The sequence below is a fragment of the Nocardia sp. CA-290969 genome, from assembly GCF_050936135.1.
In the GTDB taxonomy this organism is placed as follows: Bacteria; Actinomycetota; Actinomycetes; order Mycobacteriales; family Mycobacteriaceae; genus Nocardia.
Genome location: NZ_JBNJNJ010000001.1, coordinates 650,312 through 666,925, shown reverse-complemented (window position 1 = coordinate 666,925; position 16,614 = coordinate 650,312). Strand labels below are relative to the sequence as shown.

The 16,614-nt window shown below is 68.2% G+C and carries 16 protein-coding genes; 5 read left to right on the top strand and 11 right to left on the bottom strand.

Features of this window, described 5'->3' with window-relative positions:
* Positions 1-20: 20 nt before the first annotated feature.
* Entirely contained in the window at positions 21-701 is a 681-nt protein-coding gene (locus tag ACQEVO_RS03135; protein ID WP_432908693.1) for a TetR/AcrR family transcriptional regulator, read from the top strand.
* Positions 702-729: 28 nt separating this feature from the next.
* Here ACQEVO_RS03135 and ACQEVO_RS03130 read toward each other — a convergent pair whose 3' ends face one another.
* The 7 genes from ACQEVO_RS03130 to ACQEVO_RS03100 are packed head-to-tail and all read right to left on the bottom strand — an operon-like array spanning position 730 to position 7,773.
* Entirely contained in the window at positions 730-1,737 is a 1,008-nt protein-coding gene (locus tag ACQEVO_RS03130; protein WP_432908691.1) for an Rpn family recombination-promoting nuclease/putative transposase, read from the bottom strand.
* Positions 1,738-1,780: 43 nt separating this feature from the next.
* Positions 1,781-2,758: a cyclase family protein gene (locus tag ACQEVO_RS03125; protein WP_432908689.1), complete on the bottom strand. Its 978-nt coding sequence runs from the start codon at positions 2,756-2,758 to the stop codon at positions 1,781-1,783.
* A complete protein-coding gene (locus ACQEVO_RS03120) occupies positions 2,755-3,924 on the bottom strand; it encodes an alpha/beta hydrolase family protein (RefSeq protein WP_432908687.1) in 1,170 nt (389 codons plus the stop codon). The genes ACQEVO_RS03125 and ACQEVO_RS03120 overlap by 4 nt, the downstream gene beginning before the upstream one ends.
* A gap of 12 nt (positions 3,925-3,936) precedes the next feature.
* Complete coding sequence (locus ACQEVO_RS03115) at positions 3,937-4,686, bottom strand: SDR family NAD(P)-dependent oxidoreductase (protein ID WP_432908685.1); 750 nt, start codon at positions 4,684-4,686, stop codon at positions 3,937-3,939.
* Positions 4,683-5,666, bottom strand: coding sequence for a fumarylacetoacetate hydrolase family protein (locus tag ACQEVO_RS03110; protein WP_432908683.1), 984 nt, complete (start codon positions 5,664-5,666; stop codon positions 4,683-4,685). Before ACQEVO_RS03110 ends, ACQEVO_RS03115 begins: the two co-directional genes overlap by 4 nt.
* Complete coding sequence (locus tag ACQEVO_RS03105; protein ID WP_432908681.1) at positions 5,666-6,604, bottom strand: VOC family protein; 939 nt, start codon at positions 6,602-6,604, stop codon at positions 5,666-5,668. Before ACQEVO_RS03105 ends, ACQEVO_RS03110 begins: the two co-directional genes overlap by 1 nt.
* Before the next feature lie 38 nt (positions 6,605-6,642).
* Positions 6,643-7,773 (bottom strand): FAD-dependent monooxygenase, encoded by a 1,131-nt coding sequence (locus tag ACQEVO_RS03100; protein WP_432908679.1) that lies wholly within the window; start codon positions 7,771-7,773, stop codon positions 6,643-6,645.
* Positions 7,774-7,909: 136 nt separating this feature from the next.
* On the opposite strand from ACQEVO_RS03100, the gene ACQEVO_RS03095 reads away from it, so the two are divergent.
* Positions 7,910-8,830, top strand: coding sequence for a LysR family transcriptional regulator (locus ACQEVO_RS03095; RefSeq protein WP_432908677.1), 921 nt, complete (start codon positions 7,910-7,912; stop codon positions 8,828-8,830).
* A gap of 86 nt (positions 8,831-8,916) precedes the next feature.
* On the opposite strand, the gene ACQEVO_RS03090 is transcribed toward ACQEVO_RS03095, so the two are convergent.
* The 4 genes from ACQEVO_RS03090 to ACQEVO_RS03075 are packed head-to-tail and all read right to left on the bottom strand — an operon-like array spanning position 8,917 to position 13,540.
* Positions 8,917-9,984 (bottom strand): cupin domain-containing protein, encoded by a 1,068-nt coding sequence (locus ACQEVO_RS03090; RefSeq protein WP_432908675.1) that lies wholly within the window; start codon positions 9,982-9,984, stop codon positions 8,917-8,919.
* 47 nt (positions 9,985-10,031) lie between these two features.
* Positions 10,032-11,399, bottom strand: a complete 1,368-nt coding sequence (locus ACQEVO_RS03085; RefSeq protein ID WP_432908673.1) for an MFS transporter — start codon at positions 11,397-11,399, stop codon at positions 10,032-10,034.
* 4 nt (positions 11,400-11,403) lie between these two features.
* The gene (locus ACQEVO_RS03080) at positions 11,404-12,288 is read right to left on the bottom strand and encodes a fumarylacetoacetate hydrolase family protein (protein WP_432908671.1); all 885 of its coding nucleotides are present in this window, start codon (positions 12,286-12,288) and stop codon (positions 11,404-11,406) included.
* Between the two features lie 34 nt (positions 12,289-12,322).
* The gene (locus tag ACQEVO_RS03075; RefSeq protein WP_432908669.1) at positions 12,323-13,540 is read right to left on the bottom strand and encodes an FAD-dependent monooxygenase; all 1,218 of its coding nucleotides are present in this window, start codon (positions 13,538-13,540) and stop codon (positions 12,323-12,325) included.
* A gap of 49 nt (positions 13,541-13,589) precedes the next feature.
* Between ACQEVO_RS03075 and ACQEVO_RS03070 the strand changes: the two genes are divergently transcribed.
* The 3 genes from ACQEVO_RS03070 to ACQEVO_RS03060 all read left to right on the top strand — a co-directional run bounded on the left by ACQEVO_RS03070 (position 13,590) and on the right by ACQEVO_RS03060 (position 16,367).
* The gene (locus tag ACQEVO_RS03070) at positions 13,590-14,390 is read left to right on the top strand and encodes an IclR family transcriptional regulator (protein WP_432908668.1); all 801 of its coding nucleotides are present in this window, start codon (positions 13,590-13,592) and stop codon (positions 14,388-14,390) included.
* 92 nt (positions 14,391-14,482) lie between these two features.
* Positions 14,483-14,941 (top strand): nitroreductase/quinone reductase family protein, encoded by a 459-nt coding sequence (locus tag ACQEVO_RS03065; RefSeq protein ID WP_432908666.1) that lies wholly within the window; start codon positions 14,483-14,485, stop codon positions 14,939-14,941.
* A 313-nt stretch (positions 14,942-15,254) separates the two neighbouring features.
* Positions 15,255-16,367, top strand: a complete 1,113-nt coding sequence (locus tag ACQEVO_RS03060) for a PucR family transcriptional regulator (RefSeq protein WP_432908664.1) — start codon at positions 15,255-15,257, stop codon at positions 16,365-16,367.
* The last annotated feature ends 247 nt before the right edge of the window (positions 16,368-16,614 follow it).

Genomic DNA, 16,614 nt, shown 5'->3' with positions numbered 1-16,614 from the left:
GTCGTTGATAGACTTCGGCTGTGAAACCCGCCACGACCTTGCGCACCCGGCGCCTGCGCGCCGATGCCGTCCGCAATCAGCAACGCATCGTCGAGGCCGCCCGTGAACTGTTCGCCGACCGCGGACTCGAGATCACCCTCGACGATGTGGCCGAACGCGCCGGCGTGGGAGTCGGCACGGTGTACCGCCGGTTCGCGAACAAAACCGAACTCATTTCCGAGGTCTTCGAACACCATCTCGGCGAATTCGCCGACGCCGCCGAGGGCGCCCTACGCAATCCCGACCCGTGGCTCGGGGTCGTCGAATTCGTCGACTACGCCTGCCGCCATATGGCCGTCAACCGCGGCTTCAGCGAGGTCATTCTCGAACTCGACCTGGAGACCGAACGATTCCACCGCCTGCGCGACCGGCTCAAACCAGCGGTCGCCGCGATCGTCCAACGCGCCCGCGAAGCAGGCGTTCTGCAACCCGATATCGAACCCTCGGATCTCTTCGCACTGATCCACATGGTCGACGGCCTCGCCGAATTCGCCAAACCGATCAACCCCGAGATCTGGCGCCGCTACCTGGCCATCACCCTCAACGGCATCCGCGCCGACACCGTCGCCCGCCAAGACCTACCGGTCCGCGCCCTCACCGACGACGAGGTCGACCAGGCCAAAACCGCCCGCACCGCCCCCTGCGCCGGCCGCCGCCGCTGACCGCACAGCAGTCGCTGCCGGAGTGTGCTCAGGTGCGATCGAGAACCTCGTCGAGGCTTGTCGCGGTCAGCACGCGCCGGGTCCATGCCTGCAGCTGCCCGTTGCCGGCGGAACGAATCCGGTCCGCAGCGGTAGCGGGCAACGGCCCGAACTTGATGGTCAGCAGCTCGGTCAGCGTCTCCACCAAAGCTTCCGCGCGCCCCTCCACGCGCCCCTCCACACGTCCTTTGGCGCGCCCTTCGGCCTGCAGCCGCTCAGCTGTTGTCACAATGACCTCCTTGGCTCGGGGTCCGAGCTCATCGATCACCGGGCCCAGCTCATCCTCCCCGGTCTCACCGACAAGAAAAATATACGTCACCACACACCGCAGGTCATCCAAGCCGTTAGGCTCTGCGACCAGCGCGTGCAGATCGTCCACCAGCGGCAACAGGTCGCGACCGAGGTTCGGGTTACCCGGTGCGACCTTCTGCACCACCAGCATCACCCGCGCAGCCGGAGTCAACTCCCGCGCTCGCAGAGCCTTGATGTCAACTCGCGACAGGTCGTCCAGGATCAACCGCAACCGCGGTAGATGATCACCCAGTGCCGACTCCAGCCCCGCCGGAACGTCGATCAGCTCGACCAGCTCCGTGGGCGTGTTCCAGTGGCGGCCGACCGGGCTGTTGTGGACCACCACCGGAACCACCGCCGGCAGCAACTTGGCTTTGGGATTGTCTTCCAGGAACCGGTCCCAGATCCGGATCACGTACTCCATCATGCGCAACGGCATGAACCGGTCCGGGCGGCTCTGATGCTCAACGAGGAGATAGATGTAGCTGTTGCGTCCATCGATCCGGGCCCGGAAGAGTACATCGCTGTAGCGTGAGCGCAGTCCTGTGGAGACGTAACTGCCGGGCTCCAGCGCCAGGCTGTCCCAGTCCACCCGCGCGACCAACGCCGCCGGTAGAACCGCCCGCAATTCTCCGGCGACATCGACCGACCGAGACATGACGTATCTGAACAGCGCGTCGTGTGGATTAGACGGTTCCCCAGGCATATTCGGCAAACTACTGGGCGGCACCGACAGTTTGTTCGTCAGTTCATCGCACCGCTATCGGGTTGACCGGGGAGCCGACCGCGCCGGTGATTTTGAGCGGGGCGGCGGTGAGGAAGAAGTCGTAGTTGCCGTCGGCGGCACAGGCTTCGGCCAGTGCGTCGAGGTCCCACATTTCGCCGATGAAGAGGCCGATCTGCGGGATCGCGACCTGGTGCAGTGGCTGGAAGGCGACGTCGAATTCGTTCGGGCGGACTTCGAAACCCCAGGTGTCCGTGGCGATCGCGGCGATTTCGGTACCGTGCAGCCAGTCGGCGGTGGTGAAGGACAGGCCGGGGGCGGGGCCGCCGGCGTACTCGCCCCAGCCGTCGCGGCGGGCGCGGGTGAGCCGGCCGGTGCGGACCACGACGATATCGCCGCGGCGGACCTCCGCGGTGGGGCCCTGGGCGGCGATGGTTTGCTCGAGGTGCGCCTGGGTGATCGCGAAACCGTCGGGAAGTTCGCCGTTTTCGCCGATCGCCCGGCCCACGTCGAGCAGGACGCCGCGGCCGCAGATGACGTCGGCGACGGTTTCGATACCGGTGACCTGGTCGCCGAGGCTGGTGACGACCCGGTCGGCGGGGCGGCCGTTCCAGGCGTGGCCGTGGTCGAAGATATGGCCGAGGCCGTCCCATTGGGTGGAGCATTGCAGGGGCATGGCGATCACATCGTCGGCGCCGCCGAGTCCGTGTGGGAAGCCCTGGATTCCGGCGACGGCGTCGGTGCCGGTGTCGAGCATGGTGTGTACGGGGTTGGTGCGCCGGCGCCAGCCCTTCTGCGGGCCGTCCATATCGAAGGACTGGGACAGGGAGAAGGAACGGCCGGTGCGGATCGCGGTGGCCGCGGCGCGGCGGGTGTCGTCGTCGAGGAAGTTCATGGTGCCCAGGACGTCGTCGGGACCCCAACGGCCCCAATTCGATACGCGTGCGGCCGCGGCGGCGATGGTGCCCTCGGGATCGGTGCGGTCCAGTTCTTCGGGGTTCATGCGAACGCGCCTCCGTCGAGTTCGGTGAAGGTGTCGCGCACCCAGTCGGCGATGAAGGTGGTGACGTGTGGCAGATGGTCGAGGCCGATATGTTCGGTCGCGCCTTCTTCCGGGGTGAAGATCCGCAGTTCCCGCTTGGGGCTGTTGACCGCTTGGTCGTAGGAGCGGTGCGCGTATTCGAGCGGGATCTGCCGGTCCTTCTCACCGTGCGCGATCAGGAACGGCACGGTGATCTGCTCGACCACGCCGTCGAGGTGGATATCCTCGGCGAACTCGATGAACGTCGGGATATCGGGCTGCCCCCACACCCACAGCACGTGGTCCCAGTAGTGCGGGACCGGGTTCTCGCCCTCGCGGTCGAGCCGGCGTTTCTGCACCGCGCCCCAGTTGTGGTTGGCGCCCCAGGCCACACACAGGGCGAGACGCTTCTCGAATGCCGCGGCGCGCGGAACGTAGTAGCCGCCGAGCGACCAGCCGGCCAGCCCGATCCGGTCGGTGCGGATATCGGGGCGGGCTTCGAGCCAGTCGACGCAGGCGGCGGCCCATACCTCGGTGTCGATCCGGGCGGTGAGCCCCTGCAACCGCAGCGCCTCACCGCTGCCGGGGCAGTCGACCATGAGGGTGGAGATACCGCGAGCGGCGAGCTCGGTGTGAACTCCGGCGCCGACCATCATCTCCTTGGTGGAATCCAGGCCGTTCCACATGATGATCACCGGCGTCGGGCTGCCGTCGGCCGAGGCGTTGTGGAAGTACGCGGGCAGGGTGGTGCCCTCGTAGGGGATCTCGACCTTGGTGGTCGCGGGGTCGATCAGCGCGCACGATTTCAGCAGTAGATCCACACTGCGCTGATACTCGGCGTTACGACTCGAATCCTTCGCGCTCTGCATCCGCTCCGCCTGCGCGACATACACCGACGCACGGAAATACGCTTGCCCGGCAGTGCGCGTATGCCCGGCTTTCTCCGCCTCCACGGCCTGCTGTTCGAGCCGGTCGGCGACGGCGCGCCAGGCGGCCATGAATTCGGTGGTGCCCACATCGGCGCCCTGGGCGGCGAGTTCTCGGATGGGACGGCAGGCGCGGTCGACCTCGTCGATCAGGCCGCCGCTGTTGAGTGTCGCGACGACGCCGAGATTCCAGATGTAGTTGCCCGGAAAGTATTCGAACATGATTTCCTCTGCTCAGTGGGTGGGGTGTGGGGGCTGATAGAGCGGGCGCAGGGCATCGGAGACGGGTTTCGCGCCCGCGTGCGAGGCGGCACCGCCGTCGACCGGGATCTCCGCTCCGGTCACGTAGGAGGCAGCGTCGCCGAGCAGGAACACGACGACGGACGCGACCTCCTCCGGGCTGCCCGCACGGCCCAGCGGCGCGGCCGCGATCGAGGCGTCCCGGAATTCCGCGGGGGCCGAGGCGGTCATCGGGGTTTCGATGAAACCGGGATGCACGGTGTTGACCCGGATTCCGCGTGCGCCGAGTTCCAGGGCCGCCGTGTGAGTGAGGCCGCGGACCGCCCATTTGCTGGTCGTGTAGGCCAGCGGATAGTGGCCCTGATAGCCGGCGAGCGAACCGATCAGGACGATCGAACCGCCGGCCGGCATCGACGGCGAGAGCGCCTGGATCGCCTGCACCGGGCCGCCGACGTTCACCGCGTACGTATCGGCGAGGGCGTCGGGGGTGACATCCCCGAGCCGCGCCCGCCAGGTGACACCCGCGCAGTTGACCAGGCCGTGGACCGGTTCGCCGGCGAGGTCGTCGACCAGCGCCGACCAGTCCCGCGGGTCGCGCACGTCGAGCCGGCGGATACCGTCCCCGGCGTCCCGATCGACCGCTACCACGTGACCACCGGCGGCGGTGACCGCGGCCGTCACCGCGGCCCCGATCCCCGATCCGGCCCCGGTGACGATCACAGTGCGTCCGGCGAGCGTGCTCATGACCGGTCCCGGCGGAAGGCCCCGTGGTCGCGGCGCCGCACGGGGCTCAGCGGGGGTGCCGGATCGGCGACTCCGACCCGGCCGCTCAGCGCACCGATGCCCTCGACGGTGAGCGTCACGACGTCACCCGGTTGCAGCGGCGGCGGGTCCTGTTCGCCGCGCCGGCCCCAGAGTTCACCGAGGCAGCCACCGTTGCCGACGGTGCCCGAACCGATCACGTCACCGGGTACGACCCCGCTGTCGCGCGAGGCGTAGGCGATCATCGATTCGAAGGTCCAGCCCGCGTTGCTGAGCACGTCACGGCCGATTTCGGCACGGTTGACGGTCACCGCGCAATCGAGGTCGAGGAACCCGTCGGCGTCGCGGTAGGGGTCGAGTTCGTCGGCGGTGACGATCCAGGGCCCCAGGCTCGTCGCGAAATCCTTGCCTTTGGCGGGCCCCAGCGAAACCTGCATCTCCCGGCTCTGCAGATCCCGCGCCGACCAGTCGTTCATGATCGTGTATCCGAAAATCGCCTGCCGCGCCTGTTCCTCGGTGAGCGACCGGCCGGCTCGGCCCAGCACCACGGCGACCTCGAGTTCGAAATCACGCACCGCGCAGGTCGCCGGGAACAGCGCCGCGTCGTCCGGTCCGAGGACGGCGTGCGGGTTGGTGAAGTAGAACGTCGGCGCGTCGTACCAGGCGTCGGGCACCCCGGATTTGCCGTCCACACTGCGCCGCACGCCTTCGACGTGCTCCTCGAACGCCACACTGTCGCGAATGGACGCCGGCCGCAGCGGGGCCCGCAGCCGCACCTCGTCCAGCCCGCGCCCGGTTTCCAGGGTGCGGGCGTCCCGGGCCAGCCGGTGCGCTTCGGGCAAGCCGGCGTCGATCACGTCGCGCATGCTCAGCCCGGCAGGGAACGGGTACACCGTGTCACCGTCGACCACCCCGACGCGGGGTTCCGCGAGGCCGGGCGCGGTGAAGGTCGCGAGCCGCATCAGACCGGAGGCGCGACGAAGCAGCCGCGGTCGGGGTCGTTGAACGATTTCTTCGCCACGAATTCCTCCATCGGATTCGCGGTGCCCCACTGGTCGCTCACCGTGGGATCGGAGAAGTCGTACAGGTGCGGATGCCAGGTGTCCTCGTCGAGTTCCTCCAGTTCGGTGGTGTATTCGACGGTGTTGCCGTGCGGGTCGAGGAAGTAGCTGAAGGTGTTGTTACCGGCCATATGCCGGCCCGGGCCCCACACCTTCTCCACTCCGCCGCGCAGCAGCCGGCCGGTGCCGCGCATGTATTCGTCGATCCCGCGCATCTCGAACGAGGCGTGATGCAGTGAGACGTGCGGGCATCGTGCGATGGCGATGCTGTGATGGAACCGGTTCGTCCGCAGGAACCACATCATCTCGCCCATATGCGGGTGGAAGAGGGTATCGGACAAGGCGAAGGACAGATGCTTCTGATAGAAGCCCACGGTCGCTTCGGGATTCGGCGAATTGATCACGACATGCGACAGCTTGACCGGCACCGACTCCCCCTCCTCGACCTTGCGGTGCTGTCGCACGGCCACGTCCGAAGACACCTCGAGCGTGCGGCCGTCGTTGTCGAAGAACCGGAAACCGTAACCGCCACCGGGGGTTTGCAGTTCACCGGGTTGGCTGACCAGCTTCACTCCGTCGGCGGCCAGCCGTTCGGCCATGGTGTCCACATCGGCCGGGGTCGCGGCGCCGAACGAGATGAGGTCCAGTCGCTTCTCCTCGGCTTTGCGCAGGCGCACCGAATACTGTTCGGGCGAGCCCGCCGCGGCGAGGAAGGCGAGGCCGTTCTCGGTCGTCTGCGGTTCCAGCCCCCACATATTCGTGTAGAACTCGAACTGCTTGTCGTAGTCGGGGACGGCCAGATCGACATGCCGTAAATGGGTGATCAGTCGTTCGTTCATTTCCTGCCCTTCGATTCCGGTGCCCGAGATCGCGCCGCTCAGGCGGGCTCGGCCACCATGTGTGAGATACGGGTCATCAGTCCGGCGACATCGCCCTGTTCACCGTCGAGCAGCCACTGCCCGAGCTGGACCGAGGAGTCGACGACATCCTTCGCCCGGGGCAACCGGCGATCGGTGAACTCCCGCCACAGGTTCTCGGTGACCGTGTCGTGCGCGATCAGCAGCTCGGCCAGCACGGCCGCGTCCTCCAGCGCTTGGGCGCAGCCCTGCGCCAGGGTCGGCGGGCAACTGTGCGCGGCGTCGCCGATCAGCACCACCCGGCCGCGGTTCCACGGACCGTCGATCACATGGCTTTCGAATTTCGCGTAGTTGATGCGCTCCGGGTCGGTCATCGAAGCCCGCACCTCGTCCCACGGTCCGTGGTAGGCCGCCGCCAGCTCGAGCATCGCGGCCAGGCCCTGTTCCGGTGTCGGGCGGGCATCGTCGCGGGCGTCTTCCACCAGGTAGGCGTAGAGGGTGTCCGGGCCGGTCGGGCAGTAGCCGGCGATATAGGCCGGGCCGCCGTAGTACAGATCGGTGCGGGTGATCGACGCCGGACGCGGCGCGAACAGCCGCCAGATACCCATCCCGGTGGGCCGCGGCTCGATATCGATGCCGAGGGTGCGCCGCGTCCACGAATGGATACCGTCCGCGCCGACGACGAGGTCGTAGCGGCCGGTGGATCCGTCGGCGAAGTCGATGGTCACGCCCCGCTCGTCGGCCGCCAGGCCGGTGGGGGCGAGACCGAAGCGGATCTTCGCGCCCGCCGCGGCGGCCCGGTTCACCAGGATGCGGGCGAGGTCGGGCCGGAACATACCCATGTTGGCCGGCAGGTCGGGGCCGCCGGAGCGCAGCTCGTCGAGTTCGACCAGCAGGGTGCCCGCGGCGTCCGGAGCGCGCAGGCCCAGAGTGTCGTAGGCGTAACCCTTCGCACACACTTCGTCCCAGACTCCCAGCCGACGAAGAACACGTAAGGCATTGCCCTGCAAGGTGATACCGGACCCCAGCGCGGCGATATCGGGTTTGGCCTCGACGATATCGACCGATATCCCGGCCTCGGCGAGCAGGATCGCGGCGGCGGTACCGGCGGAACCGGCGCCGATCACCAACACATTCCGGACAGCAGACACAACAGACTCCAGTGGCTCTCGTGACCTCGCCCGGTCCTCCCCGGCGAGGTGGTAGGGACCACTTTGCGACCCAGGTCACCATCACGGAAGAGCGGATTGCTTATGTTCACCATCCACACCGTTTATGGTTCGAGGTATGACCGCCGGCTCGCTGCGAAATCTGGATCTGAACCTCTTGACGACCCTCGACGCGCTGCTCACCGAACGCAATGTCACCCGGGCCGCCGAGAACCTGGGCCTGAGCCAGCCCGCGGTCTCGGCCGCATTGCGCCGGCTGCGCCGCCATTTCCACGACGAACTCCTGCACCGCAGCGGCAACCGCTACGAACTCACCCCGCTGGCCGAGCAACTCCGTGAACCGGCCGCCGCGGCGCTCGTCGGGATCCAGCGGGTTTTCGACGCCGTCCCCGTGTTCGACCCCGCCACATCCAGCCGGGAGTTCACCGTGCTGGTCTCCGACTACGCGGCCACGGTGTTCTGCGACCAGCTCGCGACCGTCCTCGCCGAACGGGCCCCGGGCGTACGACTGCGCTTGGACCAGCAGACCGGCGCCCATGTCGACCAGGCCCCCGAATCGCTGCGCACCGCCGACGGCACCTTCCTGCCGCACGGCTTCCTCACCGATATGCCGTCCATCGATGTGTTCACCGACAGCTGGGTGCTGATCGTGTCGGCGGACAACACCGAGGTCGGGTATACGGTCACGCTCGAACAGCTCGCCGAATTGCCCTGGGTGGTCACCTATCACGCCCCGACCGCATTCACTCCAGCTGCCAGGCAGCTGCGGATGATCGGCATCGAACCCGATATCCGGGTGGTGGTGCAGAGTTTCCTCGCGGTGCCGTTCATGGTCACCGGCACCCGCTGCGTCGCGCTGTTGCAACGCCGCCTCGCCGACCGGCTGGCCGCCGCCGCGAACGTCCGGGTGCTGCCCTGCCCCTGGGAGGTCGTGCCGTTGGTGGAGGCGTTCTGGTGGCATCCCACCCATCGCGCCGACCCCGCCCACCAATGGTTGCGGTCGATGCTGACCGAAGTGAGCGCGGAGGTGTCGCGCTGACCGGAACACCGGAATGCGCCCCACTGCCCGTGCTGATCGGGCGGTGGGGCGCAACTGTTCGGGCCCGGCTCATCGAACCGGTTTGCTCACCGTGGCCGGTGATACTGCAGCTTTTCCACCACCGGTGCGTCGGAGAAGCGGAACAGGTCCAGTTCCGTCTCCGCGTCCAGCGACCACGGCACCCACGACGGGACGACGAAGAGATCGCCCGTGGTCAGGGTCCTTTCCGCGCCGCCCAAGGTGACGCGGCCGTCGCCCTGGAACACCTGCCAGATCGAGGAACCGACCTCGCGGCGCGGCGCGGTGGTGGCTCCGGCGCGCAGCCGGTGGAATTCGCAGCGGATGGTCGGCAGCACATCGCCGCCGGTGGCCGGGTTGGTGTATTTGATCGCCGCGTGACCGGGTTCGACGGTGGCCGCGTGGCCTTCCTGTTCCAGGAGCAACTGTTCGGTGAGGGCGCGATCGGTGTGTTCCCAGCGGTAGGCCGCGATCGGGGTCGAACCGGCGGGGTCCTGCGCCGAGAGGGGCGTGAGGCCGGGGTGGGCCCACAACCGCTCGGACCGCGAGATCGGCGGTGTGCTGGTATCGGTCACCGTTTCCGGGCCGAACTCGAAGAACCCGAAATCGAGGTCGTGGGCGAGCGGGACGTCGAGTCCGTCGATCCAGGCCATCGGCTCGTCGGTTTCGTTGTGATGGCCGTGGAAGCACCAGCCCGGCGTCATGAGCAGATCACCCCGCCGCATCGCGACCGGGTCACCGTCGACGACCGTCCACACGCCCTCGCCTTCGATCACGAAGCGGAAAGCGTTCTGGGCGTGCCGATGTTCCGGCGCGGTCTCGCGCGGGCCGAGCCACTGGATCGCACACCACAGTGTGGGGGTGGCGTACGCGGTGGGCGCCAGGCCGGGGTTGGCCAATCCGATCGCGCGGCGTTCGCCGCCGCGGCCCACCGGCACCAATTCGCCCGAGCGCCGGGCAATATCGAGCAGCTCGGACCATTTCCACACGTACGGCACGGCGGCCGGCGCCGGGGCCGGGGGCATCAGATCGGTGGTCTGGGTCCACAGCGGTGCGGTCGAATTGCGCGCGAAATCGGCGTAGAGGCGGTCGAGTTCGGCAGTCGGTTCCGCGGTGGTGGTGTTCTCGCTTGTCACGAAATACTCCTCGACAGAAGGGAGTGGGCAGGTTTCAGGGGCGCCGGTCAGTGCACGACGACCGCGGCGTCCGGGTCGGCCCCGGGTTCGGCGGCCTTGTCCCGGTTCTCCGCGAGCACCGGGCGCCGGGTGCGCATGGCGTAGATCGCGACGGCGCCGGCCAGCATGGGCAGTACGAACAGGAAGTAGATACTGCGCGGCGCCCAGTCGATATCGAGCAGCGCACCGGCGAGTATCGGCGATACGATCGCGCCCACCCGGCCGAGACCGATGATCAGGCCGACCGCCGTCGCCCGGACCGACGACCCGTAGTACATGGGCCCGATCGAGAACATGCCGGCCATCACCGCGCTGGTGGCCAGGCCGAGCAGCGCGGCGGTCACGAAGGCCGCGTTCAGCGATTCCACCGAAACCGCGTACAGCCCGAAGGCGGCGCCTGCCAGGACGAACAGCGCGGTGAGGGTCTGCCGGACCCCGAACCGGGCGGCAAGCGGTCCGAAGATCAGCGCACCGGCGATACCGCCCGCACTGAACAGCACACCCGCCTGCACCCCGTCGGCGTCGGTGAACCCGCTGCTGGTGACGAGTTTCGGGGTCCACGAGTTGGCGAAATAGAAACCCGCCATGAGGACGAAGAAGCTGAACCCCAGCAGCAGGGTCGTGACCGGGTTGGCACCGGTGGCGAGTTCTTTCCAATGTCCGGCGGAACCCCGGGCCCGCCCCGGCGCCGGCGGCAGGGTGTCGAGTTCCGGCTGACCGAGCCGCACCAGGATGGCGTTGGCCCGTTCGAGCGCCTTCGCGGGGCGCCGGGTGAGCAGGTAGTCGAGCGATTCCGGCAGCACCGCGAGGGCGACCAGCGCCGTCACCAGGGTCGCTCCGGCGCCGAACAGGAATACCGCCCGCCAATCGAACTGGGCGAGCAGCACACCCGCGATGATGCCGCCGACCGTACCGCCGATCGGCTGACCGGCCGTGTAGACGCTGATCGCGGTCGACCGGGAGCGGGCCGACGAGTATTCGGCCACCATGACGTTCAGGCAGGCCTGCAGGGTGCCGATCGCCAGGCCGGTGAGCACCCGGACCACGAGCAGCATCGCGAAACCGGTCGCCACCGCCGACAGCGCCATCCCGGCCGCGACCACGAACGCGCACACCACGATAGTCCGGCGGCGGCCGACGATATCGGCGACCTGCGAGATCACGATCGACCCCACCGCCATACCGATCAGCGCGGCACTGAGCAGCGCACCCAGCTGGGAACCGGACAGCTCCCATTCGTCGGAGATATGCGAAGCGCTGAACGCCAGTGCCAGCACATCGAATCCGTCGAGCATGTTCAGCAGCACGCATACCGCGACCACGGCATACTGCACCGGCCGCATCGGCGACGATTCGATCCGAGACTTGATATCCATGGTCCTATCCCCTTGCCACACGCACGTCGTGCCGGGCGCCGGGACGTTCGGCGTAGGCGATGGCGTCGCGCGCCGTGACCCCGACCTCCAGGGTTCCGATACCGCCGATCTCCAAGCGGATCCGCGTGCCGTCGGACAGCGGGCCCACACCGGCGGGTGTGCCGGTCGCGATGATGTCGCCGGGATACAGCGTCATCACCGAACTGCTGTAGGCGACGAGTTCGGCGACCGAGAAGATGAGCTCGGCGGTATCGGTCTGCTGGCGCAGTTCGTCACCGACCCAGCAGCGCAGCGGCAGATTGTCGGGGTCGCCGATCTCGTCGGCGGTCACGATCCACGGCCCGAGCGGGGTGAAGGTGTCGAACGATTTGCGGGTCGACCGGTCCTCGGTGGAGCGCACGGTGATATCGAGGACGCCGGTGTAACCGAAGACGTGGTCGAGCGCATCGCCGACGCTCACATTGCGGGCCGTGCGGCCGATGACGATCGCGAGCTCACCTTCCTGGTCGGTCCGCATATCGCTGTACGGGAGCACGACCTGCTCCCCAGGGCCGATCACCGAGGAGTTGGCCTTGAGGAAGACACCGTATTCGGCGATGGTCTTCTGCTCGTGCATCTCGACCTTGTGATCGAGATAGTTCACCGGCGCCGCCACGATCTTGCCCGGACGCGAGATCGGCGCCCGTAACGCGGCGCCGCCGAGCGGTTGGACGGGGCAGGCGGACAGGTCGACGGCGGCGAGATCCGCCGCGCGGCCGCCCTGTTCGAGCCACGGCAGCCAAGGTCCGCCGTAGGGGCCGGGCGTGGTGGGCAGATGTTCGGTGACGTCGTAGACGTCACCACCGGAGACGACGGCGGCGCGATCGCCGTCGAGAACTGCTAGACGCATGAGCGAAATACCTTGTCTGAGAGAGAGTTCGGACTCAGGAGTGAACCGGTTCGGGTACCGGAGCGAAGAGGGGTCCCCGGTAGACCCAATCCGCGTGGTCGTAGAGGTCGGCCGTATCGAGCCGCTCGAGCAGTTCGTTGCGCACGTGGCGGTGCACGCCGCGGGCGTGGCAGATCTCGCCGAACATGCGCGCCTTGGTCTGTACCTCGGCCGTGCGCGGAATCCGGGCCGCGGTGAAGCGGCGGATCACCTCCGGCCATTCGATATCGCCGGCGCGTTCGCGGACCAGCGTTTCCAGGGTGTTCGCATCCTCGAGCGCCTGGCAGCAGCCCTGGGCCAGGTACTGCAGCATGGGATGGGCCGCGTCACCGGTCAGGACCAGGCGGTCGTGACCCCAGTCGTCGGCGGGCAACCGGTCGTAGAGCGGCCACCGGCGTTGTTTGCCGATATGCGCGATCGCCGCCCGCACCTGCGGATGGCATTCCGCGAAGGCGGCGTCGAGTTCGTCGACCCCGCCGAAGTCCGCCTCGCCGCGCAGGAAGCCCGGCGATTCGAACACCGCGACCTGGTTGAGCACCTCCCCGGACCGCAGCCGGTACTGCACGAGATGGCAGCCGGGCCCGGCCCAGACCAGCACATCGTCGAGTTCGCGATCACCCGCGGGCACCTCGTCGACCGGGACGGTGCCGCGGTAGGCGACGTACCCGGACGGCTGGAGTTCGTCCCCGACGATGGCCTGTCGCAGCACCGAATGCAGCCCGTCGGCCCCGATGGTGGCCGCGGCGGCGAAGGTCCGGCCGTCGGCGGCGTGGGCGACGGTCCCGGTATCGGTGGTGTCGACCCGTTCGATGCGCACATCGGTCAGCAGTTCGACGCCGGCCCGGCGGCAGGCGTCCAGCAGGATCGCGTGCAGGTCGGTCCGGTGGATCACCACGTACGGAGTGCCGTAGCGGGCGCGGAAATCCGGTCCCAGCGGAAGCCGGGCGATCTCCGCACCGGAGATCGCGTCCCGCATAGCGATATTCTCCGGCGCCACACCGGCCGCCCGCACCTGGTCCAGCAATCCCCACGAATCCAGGATCCGGGTGGCGTTCGGACCGAGCTGCAGACCGGCGCCGATCTCACCGAACTCGCCGGCCTGCTCGACTACCACGACTTTCCGGCCCGCGCGCACGAGGCCGAGTGCGGTCGCGAGACCGCCGATGCCTCCACCGACCACCAGGACACCGTTATCCAGGTCACACTCAATCATGCGGGAAAGCATGAGTGCAGCGCCCCGGCGGACGGAATAAGATTCCGCTATGCGCAACCCGCCACTGCCCGAACGCCCGCCCAGCGCCGTAGGCTCCCTCGACCGCGGACTCCGCCTGCTGCAACTGCTGCGCGACTACGGCAGCCTGCGGGTGATGGACGCCGCGGCCGATCTGGACATCTCCCGTTCCAGCGCCCACCGGCTGCTCCAGACCCTCGCCTACCGCGGCTTCGCGGTACAGGACGAATCCCACGTCTACTTCCCCGGCCCCTCCCTGGACGCCGCGCCGGCCCGGCTCGCCTGGACCAAAACCTTCCGCGCGCTCTGCCAGCCCCACCTCGAAGTCCTGTCCCGGCGCAGCGGCGAATCGGCAAACCTGATGATCCGGGTCCGCGATACCGTCCGGTTCCTCGGCACGGTCCGCGCCCAATCGGTGTACGCCACCAACGATCGCGACGGCGTGGTGATGCCGGCGCACCGGGCGTCGGGCGGGAAGGCCCTGCTCGCGACACTGCCGGAGGACGAACTGCGCCAGCTGTATCGCCGCTCGGGCCCGGGCGGCACCCCGGGCCTCGACGAGGACGAATTCCGTTCCCTGACGAAAACTCTCGCGCAGATCTCGGCACGTGGATTCGCCATCAACTTCGAGGAAACCGAACGGGGCGTCGCGGCCGTCGGGGTCGCGATCAACGATCGCGCCGGTGCCGCGATCGGCGCGATATCGCTGTCCAGCCACGCCGCCCGCTTCACCGGCCTGGTGGACCGGACCTTCGTCCCGCTCCTGCTCGACACCCGGGCCCAGATCGAAAAAGATTTGCAGATCATCGATCTCGAGATCCGGGACCACTGAGCCGCCCGGCCGCGGGCTCCGGGTCCCGCGGTCCGCGTTCATGAGGGAGCGGCTACGACAGTCGGTCACCGGCGGGCACTAGTATCCGGCAGATGTCGTTGCCGAGTGATATGCGCGCGTTCAATCAATCCGTGGTGGAGAATTTCCGCGCCAACGGCGGGGAGATCACGATGGAAGGGATGCTGAAGGGGTCCGATCTCGTTCTGCTCACCACCGTCGGCAGGCGCAGCGGGCGGCAACATATCGTGCCGCTCGGCTACCTGATCGACGGTGCGGATCGCATCGTGCTGTGGGCGTCGAATATGGCCGCGGCCGAACATCCGGCGTGGTACCGGAATATCCTCGCCAATCCGCAGGTCATCATCGAGCGGCCCACTCCGGCGGGAATCGACCTGTTCACCGGTACCGCGCATACCGCCGCCGGGGCCGAGCGCGAGCGGCTGTTCCGGATGCTGGAGGAGCGCTTCCCGCATATGGCCGCACATCAGCAGCAGACCGAACGAGAGATCCCGCTCGTGGTCGTGGAACGGGTATCGGGACTGCCCGACTGATCGCCGCCGCACCGACGGAGCCGCACCGGACGGCCGGCGGCCGCACACCAGTCGGACTGCGGATCCCGTGGAGGCCGCCGAACGCGACGGGGTGAGCAACCAACCGGTGAATTCCGGCGCAACGGGGCTTATCAAGAGAGGATGTTTGCCGCGTTACGAGAATGTTATTCTCTGAATTAACGAGCAATCTTCTCTCCATTCACGCGTCAGCTCTCGAAGGGGTGTTCCGCTCTCGTCCATCGAATCGGCCGCCGCGAAATGCACCCGCGCGTAACTGCCTCTCCGGGACAAAGCTCCAGCCAGTAGGTAATCCATGATCCTGCGAATGTGTATCGAATGCGCCCAGAGCATCCTCGACGGCGCGCTACCCGAACTCGATCTGCCGCGATTGCAGCAAGCCGCCGCCCGGAGCGCGCGCAGCGGCCGGTCGCTCGAAGAGGTTCATCACACTGTGTGCCGAGGATTCCTGCTCGGTATCGCCTCGACAGACCACCTGCCCGCCGCCGAAGACGCCTTCGAGAGCCTGCGCCGCACGACCCGGACGCTGCTCGAGGCACTGGGCACGATCTCGGCGACACTGTCCCGTTCCTATCTCAGCGAACTACAGGCGATCGTCGACGAACAGCGCAGCAGCGCGCTCACACTCGCCGCCACACTGCTGGCGGGCCGCCGCACGTCCGCGGTCGCACGCGAAATCGGGATCGATCTCACCGCCGGCTATACGGTGCTGTCGTTGATGACGGTCCCGGATTCGGACGGTCCGGAGTCGCCCGGGCACCACCGCCCGGGAACGTATGCCGTCCGCGTCCGGGACATCCTCGACGAGCTCTACGACGCCACGGCGTTGTCCCAGGTCTCCGACAACGGTGGCACGATCGTGCTGCCGGAGAACGCGGCACGAGACCACCCACCGCAAGAGCTGATCGCCCGCCTCTCGGACGCACTCGGCATCCCGGTCCTCGCCGCCGCTGTCACCGGGTCGGGCCCGGGTATTCCCGCCGTGGCAGAGCAGGCCCGCGATCTACTGGACATGGTGTACCGCCTCGGCTATCGCCAAGGCCTGCACCGCTTCGCCGACCTGGCCCTGGAGTTCCAGCTCACCCGACGAGGCCCGGCCCGGCAATCGCTGGGGGCACTACTGGACCCGCTCGACGCGCATCCCGAACTGCTGCGGACCCTCGAATGCCATATCGCCACCGAGTTCAATCGCCGGCGCACCGCCCGCGCACTGCACGTGCACACCAACACAGTCGACTACCGGCTGCAGCGCATCGCGAAGCTGACCGGTCTCGACCCGGCCGAGGCCGCCGGGTTCTGCCGGCTCCGATCCGCGGTCCTCACTCGCAGCTATCTCCGATCGGAAACCCGGAACCCGGTCCCGCCGCTCCGGGAAGCGATACCGATCGGGCCGGGCGCGGTTCGGTGAGCTGCGCTGCCACGCGGGAGCGGATCCGGTCGCGCATCCCGCGGACCGCCTCGGCACCCTGCCCGGCAGCTCCCGGTCGCGCTGGTCGACGCCGGGCGGCGCCGAGCAGATGACCACGATCCGGCGCGATCGCGACGCAGGCGACCGGCCGGCGCAACCGCAGTCCGGGCCAGGGCCGGACCGGCCCGGGCTCGCGCCCCGCACGTCCGCCTCCGGTCCGGGCCCGCCTCCCGCCCGGGCCACCGTG

Bases quoted from the DNA above. Each gene is read 5' to 3' on its own strand.
- ACQEVO_RS03130 (WP_432908691.1), bottom strand. From the start codon at position 1,737: ATGCCTGGGGAACCGTCTAATCCACACGACGCGCTGTTCAGATACGTC.
- ACQEVO_RS03125 (WP_432908689.1), bottom strand. From the start codon at position 2,758: ATGAACCCCGAAGAACTGGACCGCACCGATCCCGAGGGCACCATCGCC.
- ACQEVO_RS03120 (WP_432908687.1), bottom strand. From the start codon at position 3,924: ATGTTCGAATACTTTCCGGGCAACTACATCTGGAATCTCGGCGTCGTC.
- ACQEVO_RS03115 (WP_432908685.1), bottom strand. From the start codon at position 4,686: ATGAGCACGCTCGCCGGACGCACTGTGATCGTCACCGGGGCCGGATCG.
- ACQEVO_RS03110 (WP_432908683.1), bottom strand. From the start codon at position 5,666: ATGCGGCTCGCGACCTTCACCGCGCCCGGCCTCGCGGAACCCCGCGTC.
- ACQEVO_RS03105 (WP_432908681.1), bottom strand. From the start codon at position 6,604: ATGAACGAACGACTGATCACCCATTTACGGCATGTCGATCTGGCCGTC.
- ACQEVO_RS03095 (WP_432908677.1), top strand. From the start codon at position 7,910: ATGACCGCCGGCTCGCTGCGAAATCTGGATCTGAACCTCTTGACGACC.
- ACQEVO_RS03085 (WP_432908673.1), bottom strand. From the start codon at position 11,399: ATGGATATCAAGTCTCGGATCGAATCGTCGCCGATGCGGCCGGTGCAG.
- ACQEVO_RS03080 (WP_432908671.1), bottom strand. From the start codon at position 12,288: ATGCGTCTAGCAGTTCTCGACGGCGATCGCGCCGCCGTCGTCTCCGGT.
- ACQEVO_RS03075 (WP_432908669.1), bottom strand. From the start codon at position 13,540: ATGATTGAGTGTGACCTGGATAACGGTGTCCTGGTGGTCGGTGGAGGC.
- ACQEVO_RS03070 (WP_432908668.1), top strand. From the start codon at position 13,590: ATGCGCAACCCGCCACTGCCCGAACGCCCGCCCAGCGCCGTAGGCTCC.
- ACQEVO_RS03065 (WP_432908666.1), top strand. From the start codon at position 14,483: ATGTCGTTGCCGAGTGATATGCGCGCGTTCAATCAATCCGTGGTGGAG.
- ACQEVO_RS03060 (WP_432908664.1), top strand. From the start codon at position 15,255: ATGATCCTGCGAATGTGTATCGAATGCGCCCAGAGCATCCTCGACGGC.